The 21,576-nt window shown below is 63.0% G+C and carries 25 protein-coding genes and 1 pseudogene; 11 read left to right on the top strand and 15 right to left on the bottom strand.

Going from position 1 to position 21,576, the window contains the following annotated elements; all coding sequences use genetic code 11:
- Window positions 1-5 precede the first annotated feature (5 nt).
- Genes GJR96_RS04145 through GJR96_RS04130 form a run of 4 tightly spaced genes read left to right on the top strand, consistent with a single transcriptional unit; the run spans window position 6 to window position 2,741 of the window.
- Window positions 6-344: a DUF7855 family protein gene (locus tag GJR96_RS04145; RefSeq protein WP_151161774.1), complete on the top strand. Its 339-nt coding sequence runs from the start codon at window positions 6-8 to the stop codon at window positions 342-344.
- A complete protein-coding gene (locus GJR96_RS04140) occupies window positions 341-1,183 on the top strand; it encodes a DUF7856 family protein (RefSeq protein ID WP_151161773.1) in 843 nt (280 codons plus the stop codon). Before GJR96_RS04145 ends, GJR96_RS04140 begins: the two co-directional genes overlap by 4 nt.
- Before the next feature lie 47 nt (window positions 1,184-1,230).
- Window positions 1,231-2,082 (top strand): DUF7857 domain-containing protein, encoded by an 852-nt coding sequence (locus GJR96_RS04135; RefSeq protein ID WP_151161772.1) that lies wholly within the window; start codon window positions 1,231-1,233, stop codon window positions 2,080-2,082.
- Entirely contained in the window at window positions 2,079-2,741 is a 663-nt protein-coding gene (locus GJR96_RS04130; protein ID WP_151161771.1) for a nucleotide-binding protein, read from the top strand. The genes GJR96_RS04135 and GJR96_RS04130 overlap by 4 nt, the downstream gene beginning before the upstream one ends.
- Before the next feature lie 58 nt (window positions 2,742-2,799).
- Here the strand turns inward: GJR96_RS04130 and GJR96_RS04125 are convergent, their stop codons facing one another.
- Window positions 2,800-3,666: a transcription initiation factor IIB gene (locus GJR96_RS04125; protein ID WP_151161770.1), complete on the bottom strand. Its 867-nt coding sequence runs from the start codon at window positions 3,664-3,666 to the stop codon at window positions 2,800-2,802.
- A gap of 162 nt (window positions 3,667-3,828) precedes the next feature.
- On the opposite strand from GJR96_RS04125, the gene GJR96_RS04120 reads away from it, so the two are divergent.
- Entirely contained in the window at window positions 3,829-4,350 is a 522-nt protein-coding gene (locus tag GJR96_RS04120) for a DUF7858 family protein (protein ID WP_151161769.1), read from the top strand.
- 108 nt (window positions 4,351-4,458) lie between these two features.
- Here the strand turns inward: GJR96_RS04120 and GJR96_RS04115 are convergent, their stop codons facing one another.
- Both GJR96_RS04115 and GJR96_RS04110 read right to left on the bottom strand, forming a co-directional pair.
- On the bottom strand, window positions 4,459-5,190 hold the full coding sequence (locus tag GJR96_RS04115) for a CpsD/CapB family tyrosine-protein kinase (RefSeq protein WP_151161768.1): 732 nt from the start codon (window positions 5,188-5,190) through the stop codon (window positions 4,459-4,461).
- A 95-nt stretch (window positions 5,191-5,285) separates the two neighbouring features.
- Window positions 5,286-5,705, bottom strand: a complete 420-nt coding sequence (locus GJR96_RS04110) for an HIT family protein (protein ID WP_151161767.1) — start codon at window positions 5,703-5,705, stop codon at window positions 5,286-5,288.
- A 259-nt stretch (window positions 5,706-5,964) separates the two neighbouring features.
- Between GJR96_RS04110 and GJR96_RS04105 the strand changes: the two genes are divergently transcribed.
- Window positions 5,965-6,465, top strand: a complete 501-nt coding sequence (locus GJR96_RS04105) for a hypothetical protein (protein WP_151161766.1) — start codon at window positions 5,965-5,967, stop codon at window positions 6,463-6,465.
- A 116-nt stretch (window positions 6,466-6,581) separates the two neighbouring features.
- On the opposite strand, the gene GJR96_RS04100 is transcribed toward GJR96_RS04105, so the two are convergent.
- The 6 genes from GJR96_RS04100 to GJR96_RS04075 all read right to left on the bottom strand — a co-directional run bounded on the left by GJR96_RS04100 (window position 6,582) and on the right by GJR96_RS04075 (window position 11,390).
- Window positions 6,582-7,298, bottom strand: coding sequence for a hypothetical protein (locus GJR96_RS04100; RefSeq protein WP_151161765.1), 717 nt, complete (start codon window positions 7,296-7,298; stop codon window positions 6,582-6,584).
- 96 nt (window positions 7,299-7,394) lie between these two features.
- Window positions 7,395-8,024 carry a uracil-DNA glycosylase gene (locus tag GJR96_RS04095; protein WP_151161764.1) on the bottom strand — a complete coding sequence of 210 codons (630 nt, stop codon included), beginning with the start codon at window positions 8,022-8,024 and terminating at the stop codon, window positions 7,395-7,397.
- 21 nt (window positions 8,025-8,045) lie between these two features.
- Entirely contained in the window at window positions 8,046-8,276 is a 231-nt protein-coding gene (locus GJR96_RS04090; RefSeq protein ID WP_151161763.1) for a DUF7860 family protein, read from the bottom strand.
- Window positions 8,277-8,330: 54 nt separating this feature from the next.
- Window positions 8,331-9,182, bottom strand: a complete 852-nt coding sequence (locus GJR96_RS04085) for a ribose-phosphate diphosphokinase (RefSeq protein WP_151161762.1) — start codon at window positions 9,180-9,182, stop codon at window positions 8,331-8,333.
- 617 nt (window positions 9,183-9,799) lie between these two features.
- Window positions 9,800-10,621 (bottom strand): HVO_0234 family beta-propeller protein, encoded by an 822-nt coding sequence (locus tag GJR96_RS04080; protein WP_151161761.1) that lies wholly within the window; start codon window positions 10,619-10,621, stop codon window positions 9,800-9,802.
- A 424-nt stretch (window positions 10,622-11,045) separates the two neighbouring features.
- Window positions 11,046-11,390 carry a metal-binding protein gene (locus GJR96_RS04075; protein ID WP_151161760.1) on the bottom strand — a complete coding sequence of 115 codons (345 nt, stop codon included), beginning with the start codon at window positions 11,388-11,390 and terminating at the stop codon, window positions 11,046-11,048.
- Between the two features lie 127 nt (window positions 11,391-11,517).
- On the opposite strand from GJR96_RS04075, the gene GJR96_RS04070 reads away from it, so the two are divergent.
- The 3 genes from GJR96_RS04070 to GJR96_RS04060 all read left to right on the top strand — a co-directional run bounded on the left by GJR96_RS04070 (window position 11,518) and on the right by GJR96_RS04060 (window position 15,005).
- Window positions 11,518-12,648 (top strand): tRNA (guanine(26)-N(2))-dimethyltransferase, encoded by a 1,131-nt coding sequence (locus GJR96_RS04070; protein ID WP_151161759.1) that lies wholly within the window; start codon window positions 11,518-11,520, stop codon window positions 12,646-12,648.
- 66 nt (window positions 12,649-12,714) lie between these two features.
- A complete protein-coding gene (locus GJR96_RS04065; RefSeq protein ID WP_151161758.1) occupies window positions 12,715-14,058 on the top strand; it encodes a YihY/virulence factor BrkB family protein in 1,344 nt (447 codons plus the stop codon).
- 2 nt (window positions 14,059-14,060) lie between these two features.
- The gene (locus GJR96_RS04060; protein ID WP_151161757.1) at window positions 14,061-15,005 is read left to right on the top strand and encodes a phosphatase PAP2 family protein; all 945 of its coding nucleotides are present in this window, start codon (window positions 14,061-14,063) and stop codon (window positions 15,003-15,005) included.
- A 54-nt stretch (window positions 15,006-15,059) separates the two neighbouring features.
- Here GJR96_RS04060 and GJR96_RS04055 read toward each other — a convergent pair whose 3' ends face one another.
- Window positions 15,060-15,281 (bottom strand): hypothetical protein, encoded by a 222-nt coding sequence (locus GJR96_RS04055; RefSeq protein ID WP_151161756.1) that lies wholly within the window; start codon window positions 15,279-15,281, stop codon window positions 15,060-15,062.
- 67 nt (window positions 15,282-15,348) lie between these two features.
- On the bottom strand, window positions 15,349-16,719 hold the full coding sequence (glnA, locus tag GJR96_RS04050) for a type I glutamate--ammonia ligase (protein WP_151163898.1): 1,371 nt from the start codon (window positions 16,717-16,719) through the stop codon (window positions 15,349-15,351).
- Between the two features lie 117 nt (window positions 16,720-16,836).
- On the opposite strand from glnA, the pseudogene lrp reads away from it, so the two are divergent.
- A pseudogene (gene lrp / locus GJR96_RS04045) lies at window positions 16,837-17,304 on the top strand (HTH-type transcriptional regulator Lrp); the annotation flags it as partial.
- 1 nt (window position 17,305) lies between these two features.
- Here the strand turns inward: lrp and GJR96_RS18030 are convergent.
- The 3 genes from GJR96_RS18030 to GJR96_RS04035 all read right to left on the bottom strand — a co-directional run bounded on the left by GJR96_RS18030 (window position 17,306) and on the right by GJR96_RS04035 (window position 20,189).
- Complete coding sequence (locus GJR96_RS18030) at window positions 17,306-17,458, bottom strand: hypothetical protein (RefSeq protein WP_191965807.1); 153 nt, start codon at window positions 17,456-17,458, stop codon at window positions 17,306-17,308.
- A gap of 367 nt (window positions 17,459-17,825) precedes the next feature.
- Window positions 17,826-18,911 carry an aminopeptidase gene (locus tag GJR96_RS04040; protein ID WP_151161755.1) on the bottom strand — a complete coding sequence of 362 codons (1,086 nt, stop codon included), beginning with the start codon at window positions 18,909-18,911 and terminating at the stop codon, window positions 17,826-17,828.
- Between the two features lie 192 nt (window positions 18,912-19,103).
- Complete coding sequence (locus GJR96_RS04035; protein WP_151161754.1) at window positions 19,104-20,189, bottom strand: aminopeptidase; 1,086 nt, start codon at window positions 20,187-20,189, stop codon at window positions 19,104-19,106.
- Between the two features lie 116 nt (window positions 20,190-20,305).
- Between GJR96_RS04035 and GJR96_RS04030 the strand changes: the two genes are divergently transcribed.
- Entirely contained in the window at window positions 20,306-21,331 is a 1,026-nt protein-coding gene (locus tag GJR96_RS04030) for a threonine aldolase family protein (RefSeq protein ID WP_151161753.1), read from the top strand.
- Between the two features lie 29 nt (window positions 21,332-21,360).
- Here the strand turns inward: GJR96_RS04030 and GJR96_RS04025 are convergent, their stop codons facing one another.
- Window positions 21,361-21,576 carry a hypothetical protein gene (locus GJR96_RS04025; protein WP_151161752.1) on the bottom strand — a complete coding sequence of 72 codons (216 nt, stop codon included), beginning with the start codon at window positions 21,574-21,576 and terminating at the stop codon, window positions 21,361-21,363.

Genomic DNA, 21,576 nt, shown 5'->3' with positions numbered 1-21,576 from the left:
ACGCAGTGCTGTTGGTCGTGACTTACTCGCAGGCGGCGCGGACGACGCTTCGAAACATCTGCCGGACTCACGAGGACGTCGTCGTCCGCCGACTCGGGCGTGCCGCCCTGTTCGAAGAGACGGAGTTGGCCGCTTTCCTCGCGCTTCGCCTCCGTGAGAAGCACGACGCCGACGTACAAATCGAACAGACGGAACCATTCAACGAGTTCGCTGCCGTCCCCGAATCTGTCCGGAACGCTGCCGAGGCCTACGAGTCACGCGAGTCGCCAGCGACGCCGTACAGCAAGTTCGCCGTGGGAACCGACCATCCGTCTGCCGACGCGATGCGTGATAGAGAGCTATGAAGGTCTCCCTTCCCGATGGAACTGTCCGTACCGGTCGGGGTATCGACCTCTCGGTGTTCGACGTTACCACTGATTCTATCCTCTCTGCGATTCGTGAACCCGGCCCGACGGAAGATGGCCTGCGAATCGAGTGTCCCGAACCGGGACCATCTCACGACAGACTCGCCCGTGTCCCACTTTCGAACCCGACACGTGGCCACGTGCTCGCCGCAGTCGGTCGCTCTCGGGGGATGGAGACCGGCGTCGACGACGAACTCGGCCGACTCGAAGCGCGTCTCGCCGAGCACACGGCGAGTGACGACGCGTCGACCGTCCAGCAACGTCGCACGGCACGCCGCCGGGTCGCCGACGCGGGAGACGACGAGACTCGTCTCCGGGAGCGTGCGGCGACGCTTCGGGGCCGGTTGAACGCCCACCGTGAGGCTGGCGACGACGAGGCTATCGCTGCCACTCGGTCAGAACTCGTCGACGTGACGACGAAACTCTCCGAAGTCGAGACCGAACGTATCGCCGCCGAACAGCGACTCGACGCACTCGAACGCGGTGCGCGTCGGACCCGCGATAGCCGAGACGAGCGACTCCGCCTCAGCGACGCGATAGCGAACCGGCGGCGGGATGCTCGTGCTTACTTCGTGGACGTGTTAGGAGACGAATTCGACGCGGTGGTCCGCGACCTCGAACCGGACTGCTCAGGGAGAACTCCCGTAGACCCGGTCGTCGTGTCACTCGCGGCTATCACCATGGCCGACCTCGACGCGCCAGTCGTCTCGACGTGTCGGTTCTTCCCCGACGTCAAGACTGCGGCGCGCCGTCTCGGGACGCCGGTCATCTGGGTGTGAGGCGTCGCGGCCGTTCGTTTATATACGAACACGAGGCCATCCCCGATATGCACTCGACTGTCGACCTCTCACTCACCGACGGTATCGTCCTCGTGACCGTTCGGCTCGACAACCCCGCGCCGGTCGCCCAACGTGTTCGCCTTCGAAACCGACTCGACGGGCTGGTGCTCCCGCCGCGTCGTGGGGGCGTCCCGGAACCCGGATGGGACGACACCGGATTCGACGGCGTCGTTCCCGCCGATTCAACAGTCGCCCTCGGGTACGCCTGTCCGGTAGATGGCGATTTCTCACTCGACGACGACTCAGACCACTCGGCCGTCGTCGCGGTGACGGCTCTCGGAAGGGCGTCTGAGACAGACGCGTCTGTGACTGCGACACCCGACGCTGCAATCCGAACACTCGGTGCGGCGTGCCCACCCGCAGATGCGGTTCCGGTGGTGACACGCGACACTGCACTGCCGAACAGTAAGGTCGATGCCAGCAGCGAGGACGAGGAAGGAGACACCGAGAGTGAGGAGAGATTCGAGCAGAACGAGGGAGTAGACGAAAAACACGACTCGGTCGACAGTCCACACGAATCGACCGACGACGACGTCGCTGCCGCCATCGATGACACCCTCGACGACTGTGGGTCGTCGCCGACTCACTCTCTCGACGACGACTTCGTGTCGTTCCTCGCCGCCGCAGAACGCCGCATCTCGCTGGCCGAACGACTCGACGGGGCATCAGTTCGTGAGGCCGCGAGCGTGCTCGAACACTCGTCGGTACGTGTCGCGACACTCGACTCACTCGCTGCCGACCGTGCGCGCCTTCGGCGTCTCGCCGAGCGAGCGACGAAACTCGCCGACCGGGCGGCCGACGCCGACCCAGACGTGGACGCACTTCGGAGTATCGCGTGATTCTCGCCGTCGTCTCCGGGAAGGGTGGCGTCGGAAAGTCGACGCTCTCGTTCGAACTCGGTGCGGCGTTGGACGCTGTCGTCGTGGACGCCGACCTCGGGATGGCGAACCTCCCGTACGCACCGGGACCGGACTTACACGACGTTCTCGCTGGTCGTGCCGACCCGATAGAGGCGGTCCGCGAGGGCGCACCGGTCAGGCTACTCCCGTGCGGGCGGACGCTCGCCGGTGCGCGGGCGGCGGACGTGCGTCGACTCGCCGACACGCTCCGTGCCGTCGAGGCCACTTACGGCGACGTCGTCGTCGACTGCCCGGCCGGGATGCGGGCCGATGCGGGCGTCCCCCTCGCCGTCGCCGACGCCTGCCTCGTCGTCGCATCACCGAAGCGCTACGCCCTCGCTGATGCGGTTCGGACCCGTGAACTCGCACGTGAACTCGACTGCGGACTCGCCGCTATCGCGGTCAACCGCGTCGTCGACGACCCACCACTCGACGCCTTCGCGAACGTCATGGGTGCTCCTGCGACGGCGATTCCCGCGGACTCGCGTCTCAGTACGTCGGTCGAGCAGTTCACGCCAGTCGTCTCGTCGGCACCCGATAGCCTCGTCAGTGCGCGGATTCGAGAACTGGCGTCCGCAGTTCGCGTCTGTCGTCAGTAAGTAGGGTGAGTCGTCGTCGGTCGGGTGTTGGTGATTCGATTCTGAGTGAACGAGAGTCTCAGTCGCGGAGGGCAACGTACGTCTTCCGGAGCGTCACGGGCGTCACGTCGGCAACCGCTGCAGCAGCGGTCTGGGTACAGTTCGCACCGAGGTCACGGGCCGCGGTGTAGAGACACGCCGCGGCGACCCCACAGGGGTTCTTCCCGGCGACGAGGCCGCGTTCCCGTGCTTCGGCGACGTACTCGCGGGCACGTCGCTCGACGGTGCGGTCGACGTCAAGTTTCGTCGCGAAGCGCGGGAGGTACTCGGTGGGGTCGGCCGGCGCGACGGGGAGGCCGAGGTCACGGTTGAGTGCGCGGTAGGCGGCGTGGTGCTCGGACTCGGTCGACTTCGACACCTCGCAGACCTCCTCGACGCTCCGCGAGATTCCGGCCACGCGGCACGCGGCGTAGACACAGGCGGCGGCGAATCCTTCTAACGACCGTCCGCGGAGGAGGTCTTCGTTCTGGGCAGACTCGAAGAGTGCGCACGCTTGGTCACGGATGTGATTCGGAAGCGAGAGGGCACTCGTCACGCGGCGAATTTCGGTGAAGGCGTACACCTGATTCCGCTCGCGCTTGGTCGAAATTTGCGCGCGCTTGTGTTGACGACGGAGGCGTGCGAACTGCCGACGCTTGCGACCTTTGATACGCGTCGACCGGCCAATCTCGGTCGAGAGGCCGCGGTCGTGACGCGAACGGGTTAGCGGTGCGCCAGTTCGGGCGGGGTTGCGGTCGTCGTCCGCAAACGACCGCCACTCGGGTCCGTGGTCGATGCGGTACTCCGAGACGACCAATCCGCAGTCCGAACAAACCGTCTCGCCGGCGTCGACGCCGAGGTGTCCGTCGCATTCTGGGCAACCCTGGGAGGAACGTGCCTTGCTCATCACAATTGAAAATCGGTCGCGAACGGGTATTTAAACACGGGACAAAACACCCCTGAATCGGGTCTCGCGGCTGCCTAAGCATACCGGTAACCGGTACGTTCTATTACCAACATCGATAATCGACAGCAACGCTTTTACACGATACGGCGAGAACTCCGAGCGATGGGGCTGTCGGATATCGCCGCCGAGGTGGAGACGACGACGACCGAACAGCGCCCGCGTTGCGTACCGACAGTCGACGATACCGGTGTTTCCCTCCGCGAGCGGTTCGAAACGCACGCAGACGCGCTCCCCTGTGCGCCTGCGGAAGCGGAGCGGGTTGTCGAAGCACACGGGTCGGGGACGTCAATCGGTGCCAGCGCGCGCGCCGCCGGTGTCGCTCCAGTCACGGCCGCGAAAGTCTTGCATTGCTGTGGTGAAGCGGGCGTCAACCCCCTTGCCCCCGAAGCGCGACGAATCGTCCGCGATTGGATCGACGGACACGTCTCGCGCGCCGACGCCCTCGAATTGACGCAGGCAGCGCCGTCGGAGTTCGCACTCGCGACGTACGTCGAGACGCACGACCCCATCGACCCCCTCGCCGAAGCAGTCGAGGGCGCGCTGACGGACCGTTCCGATGCGGCCGTCGCAAAGCGCGATTCACTGGCCGAAACCATGAGTTCGGTCACAGACTTACAGTTCTAACACGGGAACTCGCCTCCCCACCTCCCGTTTCGTCACTGCTCGCAGCGACAGTGTCGTCTGCTCGAATCGGCAGTCGAACGAGACAGCGACGGTCCCGAGTCTCCGAATTCAGCGACCGATGTTCGAGAACACGCCACCTGACTCGGCAACCGACGAGAGGTCGACGTCCAACAGGACCGCAGCAACCGACGAGATACCTGCCGCGAGTTCGGCGTCGTCGAGGCACGTCGGTGCGTCCGTGACGGCACACGATTCGCTCTCAGGGACGGCGACGTCGGCGTCGGGATGTGCTCCGAACGTCGAGACGACGGCGTCGATGTCTGCGCCAACGTCTGCCGCCCGCGCGGTGAGTCGGCCGATTGCGTCGGCACCGCGGTCGGTCGCCGGTGCGACGAGTCCAACCCGGTCGCACCTCGTCGCGGCGGCGATAGCCTGATTCGACGCGAGGAGCGGTGCATCCACGAGGACGAAGTCGAACTCGCTCGCCGCCTCGGCCAGTCGTCCCTCGAAGGCCTTCGCGGCGTCGGGCGTCATCGCACGCGCGAGACGTTCGAACGGCGCGGCGGCAGGGCACACTGCCACGCGACCCGACGCCGACGTCTCGATGTCGACCAGACCCGCCGCGAGTCGTTCGTCCGCCTCGTCGGTGACGAGCGCAGTTATGTCTGGGGTGAGGGTCCCCGAAACGTAGCCCGAGAGTCCCTGCGTCGCGAACGCGGCGTCGAGGACGGCCACGTCGTTGTCGTCGGTTGCGAGGGCCGCCGCGAGTTCCACTGCGAGTCGGGTCGTGCCCGCGCCACCGGTGGCGCCGACGAGTGCTACTGTGGTAGGATTTGACATACGCCGAGTGGTCCGGTCCTCAGATTAATACCTTCGGTCAGTCTATCGATTTTGAGACCAAGAGTGACCGGCGCGCTCGAAAATAGTCGAGTCGCTTACGATTCCGAGATGGCCGCTTCGATGTCGTCCATCTCGTCGTCAGAGAGGTCCGGCACGTCGCCGGCGACGGCGTGGATGGGGTTGCCGCCGTCGTCCTCGAACCGGGGGACGATGTGGACGTGGACGTGTTGGACTTCCTGACCGGCGGCGGGACCGTCGTTGATACCGACGTTCGCCGCGTCAGCGTCGACTGCCTCCTCGACGCGGGGGACGAGTTCGTCGACGGTGCGGAAGAGGTCCGCCGAAACCTCGGCCGGCAAGTCGTCGAGGCGGGCGTAGTGGTCCTTCGGCACGACTAGCGTGTGTCCCGGCGCGAGGGGGTTCACGTCGAGGAATGCCAGCGAGTGTTCCGTCTCGTGGACGATTCGGCCGGGGATGTCGCCGCCGGCGATGGCGCAGAAGATGCAGTCGGACATGGATTGTACGTCGATTTCCGAGGAAAAGAAAGTTCGGACAGATTGGTGATTATCGTTCTGTCCACCGAGATGGCCGGACGAACCAGACTCGTCTCGATGATTGGTACTGCTTAGTGAGTTCGTCTTACTATCGAATGTCTGTCTCGATACTCAATCTACGCCGAATTTCTGTCAGAATCCAAATAGGATTTATACTGATGTTCGAAATACATTTCTTTGCCCAGAGGAGCGGAATTCCTCGGGGTATGGAGCACGAACGATGGCAAATCACGACACTAAAACCGAACTCAGTCGGCGACGCGTCCTCAAAGCGGCGGGGACGACAGCAGTCGTCGGTGGGTTCGCCGTCGGTTCAGCAGCAGCGACGAAAGACAACGGAAACGGTCCACCGGACAAGGCGGCGTGCGAACCGCCGTATTACCACGATTCCGACGTCGACGCCACTAACGTCGGAGACGCTCCTCAGCCGACAATTCGGGTCGACAATAAACTCGACTGTCCGCTGAAAATCAAACTGCTCTCGAACGGCGGGAGTTTCGACGGAAGAGTCGTCACCGTGGGTCCGAGACATTCCGGGTACAAAGGCAAAGACGACGGCTACCCGAACCAGACTGGAAAGTTGGTCAAACTCCCCGAATCCGACTGTGGAACCTCGATTACCGGACTGAAAGCGAAACTTCCACAGGCGAAGTCGTACTCCGCGGTCAAGAACTTCGGTACAGCGACGATTGGGGGCGAGGGCTGTAACGGAAACGGATAGGTGCGAGCCTTTCGGTTCACTCTGACACGTATTTTTTGAGAGGATACTCTGTCCCGAACAGCGCAGTTCGACCCGCCGTTCGAGTCCTGTGAGTTGGCACCGACTGGCTTCGACGGTCAAAACAGTATCTCCAGTCTAACGATTCCCCAGACGACGTGCCAGTTGGTGTAGTAGACCAGTCTGAACGCGTACATCGTGAGGAAGTCGTACCGCTCGAAGAGATACAGTTGAGTCAGGTTGATGGCGAACACGTTCAGGCCGACGTACACCGTGGACCAGAGCGGAACGGCTTCCGAAAACCCGAACCAGAGTTGGAAGGCAGGTTCGAGCAGTCCGACTGTGACGAGAACGACCCACAACCGGAGCGACCGGTCGGGTTCGCTGGCCAGTGAGGGGACGACGAGAAAGACAAGCGAGAACGGAAGGAGATGAAAGAGAATCTCGACGACGAACCCCATCGTCGGGTAGAACAGCACCGAGTCCGGGATTGGGACGTTGATGTCCGCAGGGAGGCCGGCGACGATATCGACAAGAATCATCCCCACAGCGAGGAGGGTCGGAAGAATGACGGCGAGGCTGAGGCGTTCTCGGAGGGGGCCGGGCGTGTACACCGCAAACCAGCCACGAGAGAGAACGAGCGTCACGAGTATCATCCCGAGGAGAGAGACACCGAGAATCGCGGCCATCGGGTCGAGACCACCGAAGTACGGACGAAACAGGGAGGGGTCCACGCTGGCCAGTACGCCGGCACAGCCCAGAATCGCGAGCGACAGAAGCACAAATAGAAGGTACTGCTGTCGAGTCTCCGCGAGTCGTTTCCTGAACCTGTCCATGTGAACTTCTCGCCTCCCCGTTCTGTGCCGTCTGGATGCGACGGGCAATGCTGGAAACGGTACGCGGTACCTACTACCGCTGTGGATATAGCGGTTCTACCGTTCGGGCAACACTCGCGCCAAGTCGTCGTAATACTCGTCTAACTCGTACCCCAAACGTGAGAGCCACACGTCCCGGTACGAAGGATGAAGCAGTGGGACGATAGTGTAGCCGAACCGGTCGCTCTCGACGGGTTCGAGGACGGTATCGAGGAACCCATCGAGCGTGATGTCGTCGAGCGAGAAGACGCTCTCGGTGGCGTGGCGACCGGTCGGAATCACCACGTCGGGACCGATAGTTTCGAGTTCGGTGACGAGGTGGTCGAGACAGTTCGCCTTCTCCTCCGCGCTGGGTGCCCGGTTCGACCCCTCACCGTCCGAGGGGAAGCACTTGACCGCGTTCGTGTAGAACACGCCGTCTTCGTAGCCCACGGTGGCCATCGTCTCGCGGATGCGTCGCCCCGAGTGCTGGGCCGTGTAGGACATCCCAGTCCAGTTGCCGCCTTGCCAGCGTTCTGCGTCCGGGTTGCCCGCGCCCGGTGCTTCGCCGACGACCAACACCGTGGCGTCGCTGGGTCCGACGCCCCACGAGATACGGTTGCGACACTCCACCAACGCCGGACACCGCGCGCAGTCGCTCTCCGTGACGAGTCTGTCGTCGGCGTCGGGGAACTGTGGGTCGGCCATGGAGATTCGTGGACCGACCGGTTACTCCGTCAGGGGGAGGACGATGCCGAAGATGATGGGCGAAAAGAGGACGAGCGCGATGCCAATCCACTCGGCGTCGAAGAACAGCGTTCGTTCCCACCCGGGAAGCTGTCCGCCGTGCATCGCCAGTGCGACTTTCGCACCGATAGCGCCGAACAGGAAGAGTGCGAGTCCGAGTCCAAGCCCACCTTTCGCCAGACGTGGGTAATCGAGGTTTCCGTAACGTCCCATAGCACTTCGAGATAGGGGAGAGGAGAAAATCGTTGCGAGAGAGTGTGTGGTCTGCTAGCGTTCGAGCGCGTCGGCGACGACAGGGGCGACAGACACGTCGCTGACCTCGCACTCGATGGTGTCGGTACCGATGACACGCTCGATACCGGCACGGCAGAGTTTCGTTCGGGCGTTCCGCGCGAGAAGTGGGTGGACGGTGGCACAGAAGACGCGCTTGGCACCGCCGTCGGCGAGGACGGAGACTGCCTCGCTCATCGTCGACCCGGTGGCGATGATGTCGTCGGTGATGACCACGTCGCGGCCCTCGAAGTCGGTCTCGCTCGGCGTAATCTCGACTTCCGTTCCGGAGAGGCGCACCTTCTCGAAGTAGTCCGTCTCGCCTTCGCCGTAGGCGTCACGGACGGTTTCGGCGATGTCGATAGCACCCGAGTCCGGCGAGAGGAAGAGTGGTTCGTGGAGGTCGGAGAGTGGCTCGGCCAGTTGGCCGGCGGCGTCGACGATGTCCACGGGCACGTCGAAGAAGTCGGCGACGGCGTCCTCGTGGGGGTTGACGAGGACGACGCGGTCGGTGGACGTACTCACGGCGCGGGCGACGGCGCGGGCGGAGATGGGGTGGCCGACTTCGAACGCCTTGTCCTGTCGGGCGTAGCCCATGTACGGGATGACCGTCGTGACCGCTTCGGCGCCGGCCTCGCGGACGGCGTCTTGGAGTTGGAGCAGTTCGATGTACGCGTCGTTGCTGCCGGTGCTGGCGACGATAGTGGCGGTGTCGGCGTCGAAACCGGGAACCGCGGCGAGAGTCTCCCCGTCCGGGAAGCGGTCGTACTCGACGGCCGCGATTGACTCGCCGAGTTCCGAAGCGAGTGCGGCCGTGAGTGCCTGTGATGATGCGCCGGGTACGAGCATACCCATCCGTCTCTCGTGGGGGGTAAAACCGCTTTTCGTTGCGTTCGGCTACGATGCGTGTCAGCGTGTCGCGGCGTGGTACTGTCGTATTCGTAGAACGAGAGAGAAATATGGTTCCGAATATGGTGAGTGTCTCTCGGTGCAGTTGGAGAATCACGACACGACCTGTCGTACGTTCACATCTCCATGCCCCTCGATTGTGACCATTACCGACTGGGTCGGATTGGTGATAAGGCTCTTCTCCGTCGTCCCATCTGCTGTGGTCGCAGTCAGAGTATACCGAATATCCGTTCTGAGTTTCGGTATCGTCTGTTGAGAGCTTTCGCCGGGCTCCAGCTCGATGTCGTTCGAGAACACCTGCTCACCGGACGAGTCGTTCGACACAGTAATCGATAACGTGGACTGCCTAGCAGATTGGTTAGACAGTTCTAGTGGAACGCTCCTCGTTCCGGTAACCGTACTCAGGCATCCGGCGCTCAACCCCACAACAGTAGGGATTGCAGCGAGACAGGTCCGTCGTTTCATTTACCGGCTGAACCTGGCAAATCATCAGACAAGTGTCTTGTGTAGAGGTGAGTGCCGAATTCACTCGAGCCTCAGGGTATGCACACCCCTCCTTACCGCACCGCCACACCCACCGCGTCCAACCCGAGTACCTGCGTTCGCCACTCGCCCTCGGTCATCTGCACGCAGAACGTCCCCGCGTCGGTCACGGCGTACGTCGCTCGGGCGTCGTGAGCGACGCCGACGACTGTCTCGTCCATCGGAATCGGGTCAGCGACCCACTCACCGTCTTCGAACGAGACGACGCCGTCAGGGCCGACGGCGTGGGCACGGCCGTCCGGCATCGACGCAACCACCGTCGTTCGCCCCTCGAATGCGTCCATCCACCCGTTTCCGAGGGTGTAGAGGCCAGACTCGGTTGCGGCGAGCGGTGTTCCGTCGGCACCGCCGAGGCGACCCGCCGGGTCGGACACGTCGTGTGCGTCGTCGAGGCCGACGTGCGTCAGACCGTCGTCACCGATGCGGTAGACGCCGTCCGCGGCGGCGACGAGACTCCCGTCGAGGGCGCGGACGTCGTCCACGTTTCCGAGGTCCGTCCACCCGTCTTCGTCGAAGTACGCGACGCGGCCCGACTCGGCGGCGGCGACCACGCGGTTTCGGTGGAATCCGACCGCCGTCGCGGGGCCGAAGTCGAGTTCGTGGTACTCGTCCGTTTGAACCAACAGCACGTCGTCGGCGGTTGCGACGGCGACTTCCCCCGGTGACCCGGCCACGTCCCGTGGGTCACAGCGGTGGTCGATGCGGAACCCGCCGACCAAGTCGTCGGAGACGTCGACGCTCACGACGCCCATCTCCGCCGCGACGTACACCGTCTGCTTGCCGGACTTGTCCGCGTACACCCGTTTTTCGTCGATGGAGAGGTCGAAATCAGCCATCAGTTGCTCCGGGGTTCGAGATGTGGTTCGGAAAACGTTGTGGTCGTTCTCAGGGGTCGGTGACAGCGTCGTCTCTGAGACACGCTGTGCTTCCCGACAACCGGTCTTCGAACTCGGGATTCTCGATGAGAACTCTGCACAAAAGGGATGGGGCAGTTCCCCCCACCACCAAGTCGCCACGACCGAGCGGGCATCTCGGTCCGGCGATGGCGCCGGCGTTTTCTGTCAGAGGCACCCCGGCGTTGGTACTTCCACGCACGTCGTATTAGTCTTGTTGGCTAGTTATCATTTAGTTCGTCTCATGGCTTCGTCTCGACGGTCGGTACGCCGTGAGAATCGTGCGCCGAGTGCGCGCACGCTACTCGGCACAGTCGCGACTACCGAGCATCGAACACGCGTCTCCGGTTCCGTCCGCATCCCGCGCTCACAAAAACTCTCGAACGTCCGAGTACCACATGTCGTGGTAGTCGAGTTCGTCTAGCCCCTCGGCCACGTCGACGGCGATGACGTGCCAACAGCGCTCGCCTTCGTCGGGGTCGAGGTTGTACATCGAGTCCTTACAGGTACACCCGCGGTCTTCGACCACGTACTCGTCGTCGTACCCGACGACTACGTCGAAGTCGCGGTAGCGCTTCACCCGTCGCTCAGAGACGGCCTCGATGGCCTTGATGCCCCGGTCACCGTGGGCATCGACGATGGCCTGCACGATTGGCGGCGAGAGGCGACCCGCCTCGGCGAGTGCTTCTCGCCAGTCGTCGACCGTGTCCACGTCGTCGCGTTCGCGGGTGCCGGACAAAACGCATTCGGTGCGGTGTCGACTCGTCGTCTCCGTATCGCATTGCACCGCGCCGCACCGCATCGCAACCGGTTTCCCCCCGCGCGGGCGAACGCGAGGTATGCACGTGAGCGAGGGAGGCGTCGACATCGAGGTGCCCGATGCCCGCGACGGGGCGTCCGAAGGGACCGGCGACGACGTCTTCTACAACCCCACACAGGAGTTGAACCGAGACGTCACGGTGGCCGTCCTCCGGGCCTTCCGTGAACGCGAACCCCGCGCCGAATCGTACCTCGACGCCATGGCCGCCTCTGGCATCCGTGGCGTCCGCGCCGCCGCCGAAGGGTACGACGTTACTTGCGCCGACCTCGACGCCGACGCCGTCGAACTCGCCCAGTCGAACCTCGACAACGCCGGCACCGGCGGCGAAGCGGTCCACCGAAACGCGAACGCCCTCATGTACGACTCCGTCTTCGACGTGGTGGACCTCGACCCGTTCGGGACGCCCATCCCCTTCGCCGACCCGGCGTTCGCCAACACGCGTGACCTCGTCTGCGTCACTGCCACCGACACCGCACCACTCTGCGGTGCGCACCAGAAGAGCGGGATTCGAAAGTACGGGTGCGTCCCGCAGAACACCGACTACCACCCCGAGATGGGCCTCCGCGTCCTCGTCGGCGCGATGGTCCGAACCGCCGCCCGCTACGACAAGGCCGCCGTCCCGATTCTTTCGCACGCGACGCGCCACTACGCGCGAACGTACCTCGAACTCGACGACCGGGCGACGAAAGCCGACGAACTTCTCGAATCGACCGGGTTCGTCTACCACTGTGAGGACTGTCTCCACCGCGAGGCCGAGTATTCCCTCGTCGCCCACCCGCCGGAGGCGTGTTCCAACTGCGGGTCGACACGAGTTCTCGAAGCAGGCCCGATTTGGCTCGGTCCCATCTCCGACACCGACTTCGTCGAATCCGTCCGCGCCGAAGTAACCGACGACTTCGGCACCGCCAAACGCGCCCGTGGCATGCTCGATACCCTCGCCGTCGAACTCGACACGCCGACGCACTTCGACCAGCATCGTCTCTGCAAACTCTGGGGTCGGTCCGCCTCGAAGATGGAGGTGTTCCTCGACGCCGTCCGCGACGCAGGATTCGACGCGACGCCGGCACACTACCACGGTACTGCGTTCAAGACGGACGCGACTGTCGCAGAGATTCGCGAGGCGACTGCACATCTCGACCCCGAAGCGTAAGGGCGCAGAGCCTTCGTATCCGGATTCGAGATAGTTTCTTTTCCTTCCGTGTCGTTGACGTGATACGTGAGCGCACAGATTCGAAACCTCGTCCCCGTCGCACGGTCAGTCGTCGACACGATTCGTGAGAAGGAGATTTCCTTCCTCGCGGCGAGCATCTCCTACTACACGCTCGTCTCGCTCATTCCACTTCTCGTCCTCGGTGTCCTCGTCGCCACTGCTGTCGGCGGCGAAGAACTCGAGATGCAACTCACCGCACTCATCGAGCAGTATCTCGTTCCGACGGGGCAGAACCTCGTCGAACAGGCCCTCACCGACCAGACTGGGCAGGGGAGCGTCGGGTTGGTGAGTCTCGCCCTCACCGTGTGGGGTGCGCTGAAACTCTTCCGCGGACTCGACATCGCCTTTTCGAGAATTTATGGCTCGGAAGCAGGCGGTATCCTCGACCAAGTACGCGATGGCACCGTCGCCCTCGTGAGCATCGGTGTCGGGACGATTGGCGTCGCCGTCTTGACCCTCGCCCTCGGCCTTCTCAACGTCCCATTTATCGAGTTCTTCTCGCCGCTTCTCCTCTTACTCACGCTCTGTGCCGCGTTCTTCCCCCTCTACTACGTCTTTCCGGACGCCGGTCTCACCCCACGACAGGTCGTTCCGGGGACGATTTTTGCGGCCATCGCGTGGACACTCCTCGGAATCGGATTCGGTATCTACGCGCAAATCGCCGGGGCGTCTGTCGCGGGGGCACTGGGGTCCATTTTACTCCTCGTGACGTGGTTTTACTTCTCCGGACTCACGCTCCTCTCCGGTGCTGTCATCAACGCCGTCCTCGCGGGCGTCGTCGGTGAAGACAGTCCCTCGGAACCGGGCGACAGGTCGGGGGGACTGGGCGCAGTGGACCGGCAGGTACAACATACGGGAGGCCGACATGATGCTCATACGGATATGAGCGACGACCGAGGTGACACAGATGGTCCGCGGACGGGCGACGACGCCGGTGACGACGAGTCTGCCGGTGCGTCCGTCTCTCCGCGCGGCGCTCCCGATATCGAGGAGTTGGAATCGCAGGTCGAAGAACTCCGTGCGGACCTCGATGCGTTCGAGGCCGACGTAACCGAACGGACTGTCGAGAAGCCGAAACTCGAAGAAGAGTTGAAGCGGTACGTTCGCCGTCGGGTGCGCCGTGGGAAAGCCCGTGGCTGGGGACCGTATCTCGTCCTCCTCTACGGCGTCGTCCTCACCCTCGGCGCGTTCTACTACCTCCAGTCGGACCTCATCGCGGTCATCGCGATGCTCATCATCTTCCTGTCGACGCTGGGGCTCTACGTCCTGTTCGTCATGTTCGGCATCGGCCTGAACGTACTCGGCGTCCCCGGACGCGCCGTGGACGCGGTCCGTGAACGTCGGGGCTAATCATGTTCCTCCTCCAGACTCGCGGCGTCGGTGAGACGGTGCTGACAGACCTTCCGGACGTCGTCGTCTTCCTGTTCGGCCTCGTCACCCAACTCGGCGACCAGTGGTTCTTCTTCGTCGCGTTCACCTCGCTGTACTGGGTGTGCTGGCCGCACATCTCCGAACGTCCACGCCGGACAGCGGCGTCGTTCGTCGGTCTCGCACTCGGGTCGCTGGCGCTCGTCACCGCGCTGAAAGTCGGATTCGCGCTCCCCCGGCCACCGACGGCGGCACTCGCCGCCGCCCCTGCGTGGCCAGACCCGTTGGCCGACCTGTTCGTCTCGTTCACTACCGACGACGGGTTCGGGTTCCCGAGCGGTCACGCCCTCGGGACGACAGTCGTCTACGGCGCTGCGGCCGTCGTCCTCGACGTGTGGGACCGACGCAAGCGTATCCTCGCTGCCGCAGCAATCGTCGGCACTGTCTCGCTCTCCCGCGTCGTCATCGGCGTCCACTACGGCGTGGACGTCGTCGTCGGCGTCTTCCTCGGCCTCGTGGTCCTGAAGGCAGTCTTCACTATCGCCGCCGCGGACGACGCCCTCGGTCATCTCGACCCGCGACGCCTGTTTGCGCTCGCCGCTGCCCTCGCCGTACTGGCGCTCGTGGTGACCTTTGCGACGGGTGTCCCGCACCACGGTGAAAACGCTGCTGCCGCCCTCGGCGGGGCACTCGGTGGCTTCGTCGGATGGTCGCGTCTCAGCGACCACGAGTCGCTCCCCACGCTGTCACCGCCGGTCGCACTCGTCTCGTTCTTCGGGGCGGGTGGCCTCTGGGTCGCGGCCGACGCCCTCGACGCACCGATTCCGGTCGTGGTGCTCGCGACCGGTGCTGTCGTCGCGTTCATCCTCGTCGCACCGCAGTTGCAGATGCGGTTCGTCGGCGACACCGTCGCACAGCGTGCGGACTGACTCGGGAACGCTTGCTCTTCTCTCTCTTCGTCGCTCGCCGCTCCCTACGCCTCGTCAGAACCCGAGAAGCTTCGCGACACCGACTGCGATGAAGACGACTCCGAGAAAGCGGAAGGCGTAGCCTCCCGTCTCGGACGACCGAGCGCCGTCGGTAATCGGACCAAACCGGCGTGCGAACAGCATGTCCTCCGCGAAGACGAACAGTACCACGCCGAACACGACGAAGACGAGGTCCGCGAAGATGGTCATCGTCCCATCCTCTCTCCGGTCGGACATAAGCCCGGCCCCGCCGCTCTCGGTTGTGAGCGTCGAAAAATAAGCGACTGTTGCGGGTTCGTCGCGTTTAGAACGTCTCGAGGTAGCGGTCGAGTTCCCACTCGGAGACCGAGACGAGGTAGTCTTGGAACTCGGAGCGCTTGGCTTCGACGAACTTCTCGAAGACGTGGTCACCGAGGGCTTCCTGGATGACTTCGTCCTCTTCGAGGGCGTCGACGGCAGCGCCGAGGTCCTTCGGGAGCGTCTCGATGCCGTACTCTTCGCGCTTCGCTTCGTCGAAGTCGTAGATGTTCTCACGGACCGGGTCGGGGCACTCGAGGCCGCGCTCAATGCCGTCGAGGCCGGCGTGGATGAGCGCCGCGAGGGCGAGGTACGGGTTACAAGACGGGTCGGGGAAGCGAGCCTCGATACGCGATGCGGCCGGCGTGCGGGCGGCCGGTTTGCGGATGAGCGCCGAGCGGTTGCGGTCGGACCACGCGATGTAGACCGGTGCTTCGTATCCGGGAACGAGGCGCTTGTAGGAGTTCACCGTCGGGTCGGCGACGGCCGTCACTGCGGGCGCGTGGTCGAGGATACCTGCGGTGAACTGCTTGGCAGTCTCGCTCAGGTTGAACTCGTCGTCCTCGTCGTGGAACGCGTTCTCGCCGTCCTGGAACAGCGAGATGTGCGTGTGCATGCCGGACCCGTTGATGCGGGCGATGGGCTTGGGCATGAACGTCGCGTGCAGGTCGTGTTCGGCCGCGATGGCGCGGACGACAGACCGGAAGGTTGCGACGTTGTCGGCCGTCGAGAGGGCGTCGTCGTACGTGAAGTTAATCTCGTGTTGACCTTCGGCGACTTCGTGGTGCGACGCTTCGATGTCGAAGCCCATGCTCTCGAGACCGTAGATGATGTCACGGCGAACGTCGGACGCGAGGTCCTTCGGGGCGAGGTCGAAGTAGCCACCGGCGTCGTTCGTGACGGTCGTCGCGCGGCCGTTCTCGTCTTCTTCGAAGAGGAAGAACTCCGGTTCCGGGGCCGCGTTGATGTCGTAGCCCATCTCGTCTGCACGGTCGATAGCGCGCTTCAGGACACCGCGCGGGTCACCCTCGAACGGTTCGCCGGTGGACGTGTTGAACACGTCACAGATGAGGCGGGCCGCCGCGCTGTTTTCCTTCTGGCGCCATGGGAGGATGGCGAACGTGGACGGGTCGGGTTCGAGGCGCATGTCGGACTCCTGGATGCGAACGAAGCCGTCGATGGACGAACCGTCGAAATAAATTCCCTCTGTGAACGCCTTTTCGGCCTGCGAGGCCGGGACGGAGACGTTCTTTACGGTACCGAGAATGTCGGTGAACTGGAGGCGCAGGAAGTCGACATTCTTCTCTTCGATTTCGTCGATGACTGCCTGTGCTTCCGCGCTCAGACCACCATCGGTTCGTACGTTTTCTTCCGTCATTTTCCTGGACATACGATTCGAACACGCGAACTATAAAGACCTTTCCGCTTAATGCAATTCCCCGCGTGTCGCCACAGAATTGGATATTCGTAAAATTCTAATGCCCCCGGACGGACTTTCAATGTAATGACGTACGAAAACCTCGATGCGAAGCTCATCAACGCACTCCTCGGCGATGGTCGAGCGAGTCTGCGAAGCCTCGCCGAAGAACTCGACGTGTCGGTGACGACTGTCTCGAATCACCTCCGTGACCTCGAAGACGAAGGCGTCATCGAGGGGTACACCCCGCGCGTGAACTACGACGCTCTCGGCTACGACGTCACCGCCATCATCCAACTGAAAGTCGAGGGGTCGGCGCTCGTCGACGTGACTGAGCGACTCCGCACGGAGAAGCAGATGATTTCGGTGTACGAGGTGACTGGCGACTACGACATCATCGCCATCGGCAAGTTCCGCGACACAGATGGCATGAACACACAGATTAAGAAGTTGCTCACCGACGTCGACATCCGCGAGTCGAACACGTCCGTCGTGCTCAACGCCGTCACGGAGAACGAACAGTTCCAACTCGATATCGACGAGTAGGTCAGACGATTCGCGTTTTCACGTCTCGCATCTCTTCGCGGCAGTAGGGACACCGATACCGCGTGTCGAATCCTGCAGCACTCGTTCGCGTCGTCGTCTCTATCTCGTGGACGCCGACGTCGCGTCCACACGTTCTACACTGAACCGCTGGCATCGAAGGAGACTCTCGCTGAAGCGTCGATAAATCTGGTGGCTACGTGAATTTGTGTCACAACCGTCCACCGTGTTCGAAGGGCACCATTTCGTGTGGAAATTCCTGAATTTCGTCGATGTATGACGTTCGTCTGACGGGATTGGTCGAATAGACCGTCGGAGTCTTCGAAGGGTACTGTTTCGACTGGAGACTCGGAGACGTAACGCACTTACCCCCGAGAATCCCAGAGATGAACTACTGGTTCTCGGACGACACTCGACCCAGTACGGAGTCCGTCGGTCGAACTCAAGCGACCGTTCCGTCGCTCTCCACCACGCCGAATCAGTTCCCTCGGTGTCGTCACAGTACGCGAGACACCAGAGAGGGCTCAGAAGTCGTCTTCGAACACGAACGTCCCATTGCGCTGGACGACGTCCCCGTCGAGTTCGATGGTCGAATCCTCGGACATATCGACGAGCATGTCGAGGTGGACGGCACTCTCGTTTCCTTTTCGTCCGTCCGGGACGTTCTTCTCCATGGCCTTGCCGAGGGCGAGGTGTATCGTGTCTCCCATCTTCTCGTCGAAGAGTATGTTGGAGGTAAAGCGGTCGATGTCGCGGTTCATGCCGATGCCGAGTTCTCCAAGACGGCGGGCACCATCGTCCGTATCGAGGACTGCGTCGAGGATTTCCTGGTTCTTTTCGGCGCTGTAATCGACAACCTCTCCGTCTTCGAATTGGAGCCAGACGCCTTGGACTTCGCGGCCTTGTGCGAGTAGTGGCATGTCGAATAGAACAGTCCCTTCGACACTGTCTGGCACGGGTGCGGTGAAGACCTCTCCGCCAGGGAGATTGTTTTCTCCGAAGTCGTTCGCCGCAACCATCCCCTCGATGCTCATCGAGAGTTCGGTGGCATCGCCCGACCTGATGCGAACTTCGTCGGCCTCGTTGAGCAAGTCGACCATCTGTTGTTGGTGTTCCCGCTGAGCGTCCCAGTCTTTGTTGACCGCACTGTAGACGAACTCCTCGTACGCGCCGGTGCTCATCTCGGCGAGTTGTGCGTTGCCCGGCGCAGGGAACTGGGTGACGACCCAGCGCGTGCGTCTGACCTCTTCGCTCAACGGCTTGTTCACCTGTTGGTCGACCATCGTCTTTTTCGAATCAATGTCACTGTTCTCGAAGGAGTTCTCCCCGGCACGGATGGAGATGAGGGCGTCAGCCTGCTTTAACGCGGCCAACTGCGCTTCATTCAGCGTCAGTTCTTCCCGGTCAATCGTACGCATGTACGCGCTGTGTGCGCGACTGTCGTTCGCTATCGTCGTCGGACGTGCGCCTCGTTCGCCGAGTTTCTCGTACAATGCCACGACGAGGTCTTCGGCCAACCCTGGGGCTGCGATGATGACACTATCGCCCGGATTGACGCTAATGCTATGGTCGACGAGAACCGCTGCGTGTTGCTGAATACGGGGGTCCATGGTCGCACCGTCTCGCCGGGGTCAAAAAGTCGTTCCCAGAACCACATTTCTGATACCCCAGAATCACTTTTGGCCCATCTGCCTTCTGCAGGCCAGAAGTCGTCTTCGAACACGACCGTCCCAGTTCCACTTTTTCCGGGTGTTCGCTACGCTCACACCCGCAAAACCTGGAGGAAAAAGCCGACACCCCGATTAGAAGTCGTCTTCGAACACGAACGTCCCGTTGCGCTGGACGACTTCCCCGTCGAGTTCGATGACAGAATCCTCGGACATGTCGACAATCATGTCCACGTGTTCGGCGCTCTCGTTGACTTCGTTGTCGTCGCCGACCGTCTCGGGGTACGCGGACCCGACGGCCATGTGGACGGTGTCACCCATCTTCTCGTCGAAGAGCATGTTGTAGGTGAACTGGTCGATGTTGCGGTTCATGCCGATACCGAGTTCGCCGAGGTAGCGGGCACCCTCGTCGGTGTCGAACACGCCGTCGAGAACTTCCTCGTTGCGTTCTGCGGAGTAGTCGACGACTTTCCCGTCTTCGAACGTGACGCGGACACCCGTGATTTCGCGGCCCTGGCGGTACAGTGGCAGGTCGAAGTACACCTCTCCCTCGACGGAATCCTTGACGGGCGCGGTGAACACTTCGCCGCCGGGGAGGTTGTGTTCGCCCTTGTCGTTGATGGTCGTGTTGCCGGCGACGCTCATCGTCACGTCCGTCTCGTCGCCCGATTTGATGCGGACTTCGTCGGCGTCGTCGAGGAGTTCGACCATCTGTGCTTGGTGTTCGGCCTGCTTCTCCCAGTCGAGACTGACGGCGTCGTAGACGAAGTTCTCGTACGCCTCGGTACTCATGCCGGCGAGTTGGGCACTCCCCGACGCCGGGTACTGGGTGAGACACCAGCGTTTCTGGAGCGCTTCGACCTGAATCGGCTTGTAGGCGCGTTTCCACGCCGCGTTGGTCGCGGGGTCGATGTCGCTTTGTTCCGTCGCGTTCGTCTCGGCGCGGACGTTGATGTACACGTCGGACGCCTCGATGAGCGCGAGTTGGTGGTCCGGCGTCTCGAACTCGTCCGTCTCGGACGCGCGGAGGAACGCGCGCCCGAATCGCGGGTTGCTGTCGATGTTGACGGCGTACGCGCCGCGCTCACCGACGAGTTCGCAGATGGCGGTCACGAGGTCTTCGGCGACGGCAGGCGCAGAGATGACGACGTTGTCGCCCTCCTCGACGCGCGTCGAGTGGTCGACGACGGTCTGAGCGTGTTCGCGGATACGCGGGTCCATACCGCGTCGTGTGTGTCCCCGGGGCAAACACCTTTCGAACCGCAAATGTTGCCACCACGAACCGGGACTCGAACAGACCACCGGCTATTTCTCACTCGGGGCGGTCTCTTCGCGCAATGATAGACCTCCGAAGTGACACGGTGACGCTCCCCTCCGACGAGATGCGCGTCGCCGCCCGCGACGCTGACGTCGGTGACGACGTGTACGGCGGCGACCCGACTGTGAACGAACTCGAAGCGCGTGCCGCCGAGTTGGTCGGCATGGAAGACGCCCTGTACGTTCCCTCCGGGACGATGGGGAACCAAATCGCCGCCCGCGTCCACACTGACCCCGGACAGGAAGCACTCGTCGACGCCAAGGCCCACGTCTACAAGTGGGAAGTCGGCGGGTTCGCCCAGTTGTCTGGCCTACAAGTTCGGGCCTTCGACGGCGGTGAACGCGCCGTTCCCACGCCCGAACAGGTCCGCGAGCACGCGCGAGAGGAGTCGCTTCACGTCGCCGGGACCGGCGTTCTGTGTCTCGAAAACACACACAACGCCCGCGGTGGTGTCGCCATCCCGAAGGCAGATATCGACGCGGCGGCCGAGGCGGCACACGAACTCGGCGTTCCCGTCCACCTCGACGGTGCACGCGTGTTCAACGCCTGTGTCGCCCTCGACGCGGACCCAGCGGCGATGACCGAGAACGTCGATTCCGTGATGTTCTGTCTCTCGAAGGGCCTCGGCGCACCGGTCGGGTCGATTCTCGCAGGCAGTGAGACGTTCATCGAGCAGGCGACGCGCGTCCGCAAGCAGTTCGGCGGTGGGATGCGACAGGCCGGCATCATCGCGGCACCCGGTCTGGTCGCTCTCGACAACGTCGACCGACTGGCCGACGACCACGAGAACGCCCGAGTGCTCGCCGAAGGCCTCGACGCCGTCGAGGGGCTATCGGTTCCGGCGCCCGATACGAACATCGTCGTCGTCGACTCCGAAGGTGCCGGTTTGACCGCGGAGGAGTTCGTCGGCCTGTGCGACGACGTGGGCGTCCTCGGCGGGACGTTCGGCGAGTACCACACTCGATTTACGACGAACCTGAACGTCTCGCGTGCGGACGTCGAAGACGCAGTCGAACGCGTCGCCGAAGCGGTCCAGTCGCAGTAATCGAATCGGTCGCTGTCGGTGGCACACGCTCACGGTACGAGCGCGGCCAGAAGCCAGAACAGGCCGAAGGCAATGAGACCGAGACCCCAGTTCTGTGCTCGCTCACGATGTCTCCGTTTCGCCGTCTGCGGTTTCTCTTCCCACGCTTGAGCACTCACGAAACTCCGCATCTTCATCGGGCGACTGTAAGTGTAGATGCCGCCGGCGACAACGATGAGTGGTGGAACGAGTGCTGCCAGACGCAT

Origin of the sequence: Haloferax litoreum (assembly GCF_009674605.1) — an archaeon.
In the GTDB taxonomy this organism is placed as follows: Archaea; Halobacteriota; Halobacteria; order Halobacteriales; family Haloferacaceae; genus Haloferax; species Haloferax litoreum.
This window is presented reverse-complemented; position numbering and strand designations above follow the sequence as displayed.

Coding starts and splice junctions, on each gene's coding strand:
- GJR96_RS04040 (WP_151161755.1), bottom strand. CDS start 18,911: ATGGACCCCCGTATTCAGCAACACGCAGCGGTTCTCGTCGACCATAGC.
- GJR96_RS04125 (WP_151161770.1), bottom strand. CDS start 3,666: ATGAGCAAGGCACGTTCCTCCCAGGGTTGCCCAGAATGCGACGGACAC.
- GJR96_RS04070 (WP_151161759.1), top strand. CDS start 11,518: ATGCACGTGAGCGAGGGAGGCGTCGACATCGAGGTGCCCGATGCCCGC.
- GJR96_RS04100 (WP_151161765.1), bottom strand. CDS start 7,298: ATGGACAGGTTCAGGAAACGACTCGCGGAGACTCGACAGCAGTACCTT.
- GJR96_RS04055 (WP_151161756.1), bottom strand. CDS start 15,281: ATGTCCGACCGGAGAGAGGATGGGACGATGACCATCTTCGCGGACCTC.
- GJR96_RS04080 (WP_151161761.1), bottom strand. CDS start 10,621: ATGGCTGATTTCGACCTCTCCATCGACGAAAAACGGGTGTACGCGGAC.
- glnA (WP_151163898.1), bottom strand. CDS start 16,719: ATGACGGAAGAAAACGTACGAACCGATGGTGGTCTGAGCGCGGAAGCA.
- GJR96_RS04140 (WP_151161773.1), top strand. CDS start 341: ATGAAGGTCTCCCTTCCCGATGGAACTGTCCGTACCGGTCGGGGTATC.
- GJR96_RS04035 (WP_151161754.1), bottom strand. CDS start 20,189: ATGGACCCGCGTATCCGCGAACACGCTCAGACCGTCGTCGACCACTCG.
- GJR96_RS04085 (WP_151161762.1), bottom strand. CDS start 9,182: ATGCTCGTACCCGGCGCATCATCACAGGCACTCACGGCCGCACTCGCT.
- GJR96_RS18030 (WP_191965807.1), bottom strand. CDS start 17,458: ATGCCAGCGGTTCAGTGTAGAACGTGTGGACGCGACGTCGGCGTCCAC.
- GJR96_RS04095 (WP_151161764.1), bottom strand. CDS start 8,024: ATGGCCGACCCACAGTTCCCCGACGCCGACGACAGACTCGTCACGGAG.
- GJR96_RS04115 (WP_151161768.1), bottom strand. CDS start 5,190: ATGTCAAATCCTACCACAGTAGCACTCGTCGGCGCCACCGGTGGCGCG.
- GJR96_RS04030 (WP_151161753.1), top strand. CDS start 20,306: ATGATAGACCTCCGAAGTGACACGGTGACGCTCCCCTCCGACGAGATG.
- GJR96_RS04090 (WP_151161763.1), bottom strand. CDS start 8,276: ATGGGACGTTACGGAAACCTCGATTACCCACGTCTGGCGAAAGGTGGG.
- GJR96_RS04025 (WP_151161752.1), bottom strand. CDS start 21,576: ATGCGTCTGGCAGCACTCGTTCCACCACTCATCGTTGTCGCCGGCGGC.
- GJR96_RS04105 (WP_151161766.1), top strand. CDS start 5,965: ATGGCAAATCACGACACTAAAACCGAACTCAGTCGGCGACGCGTCCTC.
- GJR96_RS04110 (WP_151161767.1), bottom strand. CDS start 5,705: ATGTCCGACTGCATCTTCTGCGCCATCGCCGGCGGCGACATCCCCGGC.
- GJR96_RS04120 (WP_151161769.1), top strand. CDS start 3,829: ATGGGGCTGTCGGATATCGCCGCCGAGGTGGAGACGACGACGACCGAA.
- GJR96_RS04060 (WP_151161757.1), top strand. CDS start 14,061: ATGTTCCTCCTCCAGACTCGCGGCGTCGGTGAGACGGTGCTGACAGAC.
- GJR96_RS04135 (WP_151161772.1), top strand. CDS start 1,231: ATGCACTCGACTGTCGACCTCTCACTCACCGACGGTATCGTCCTCGTG.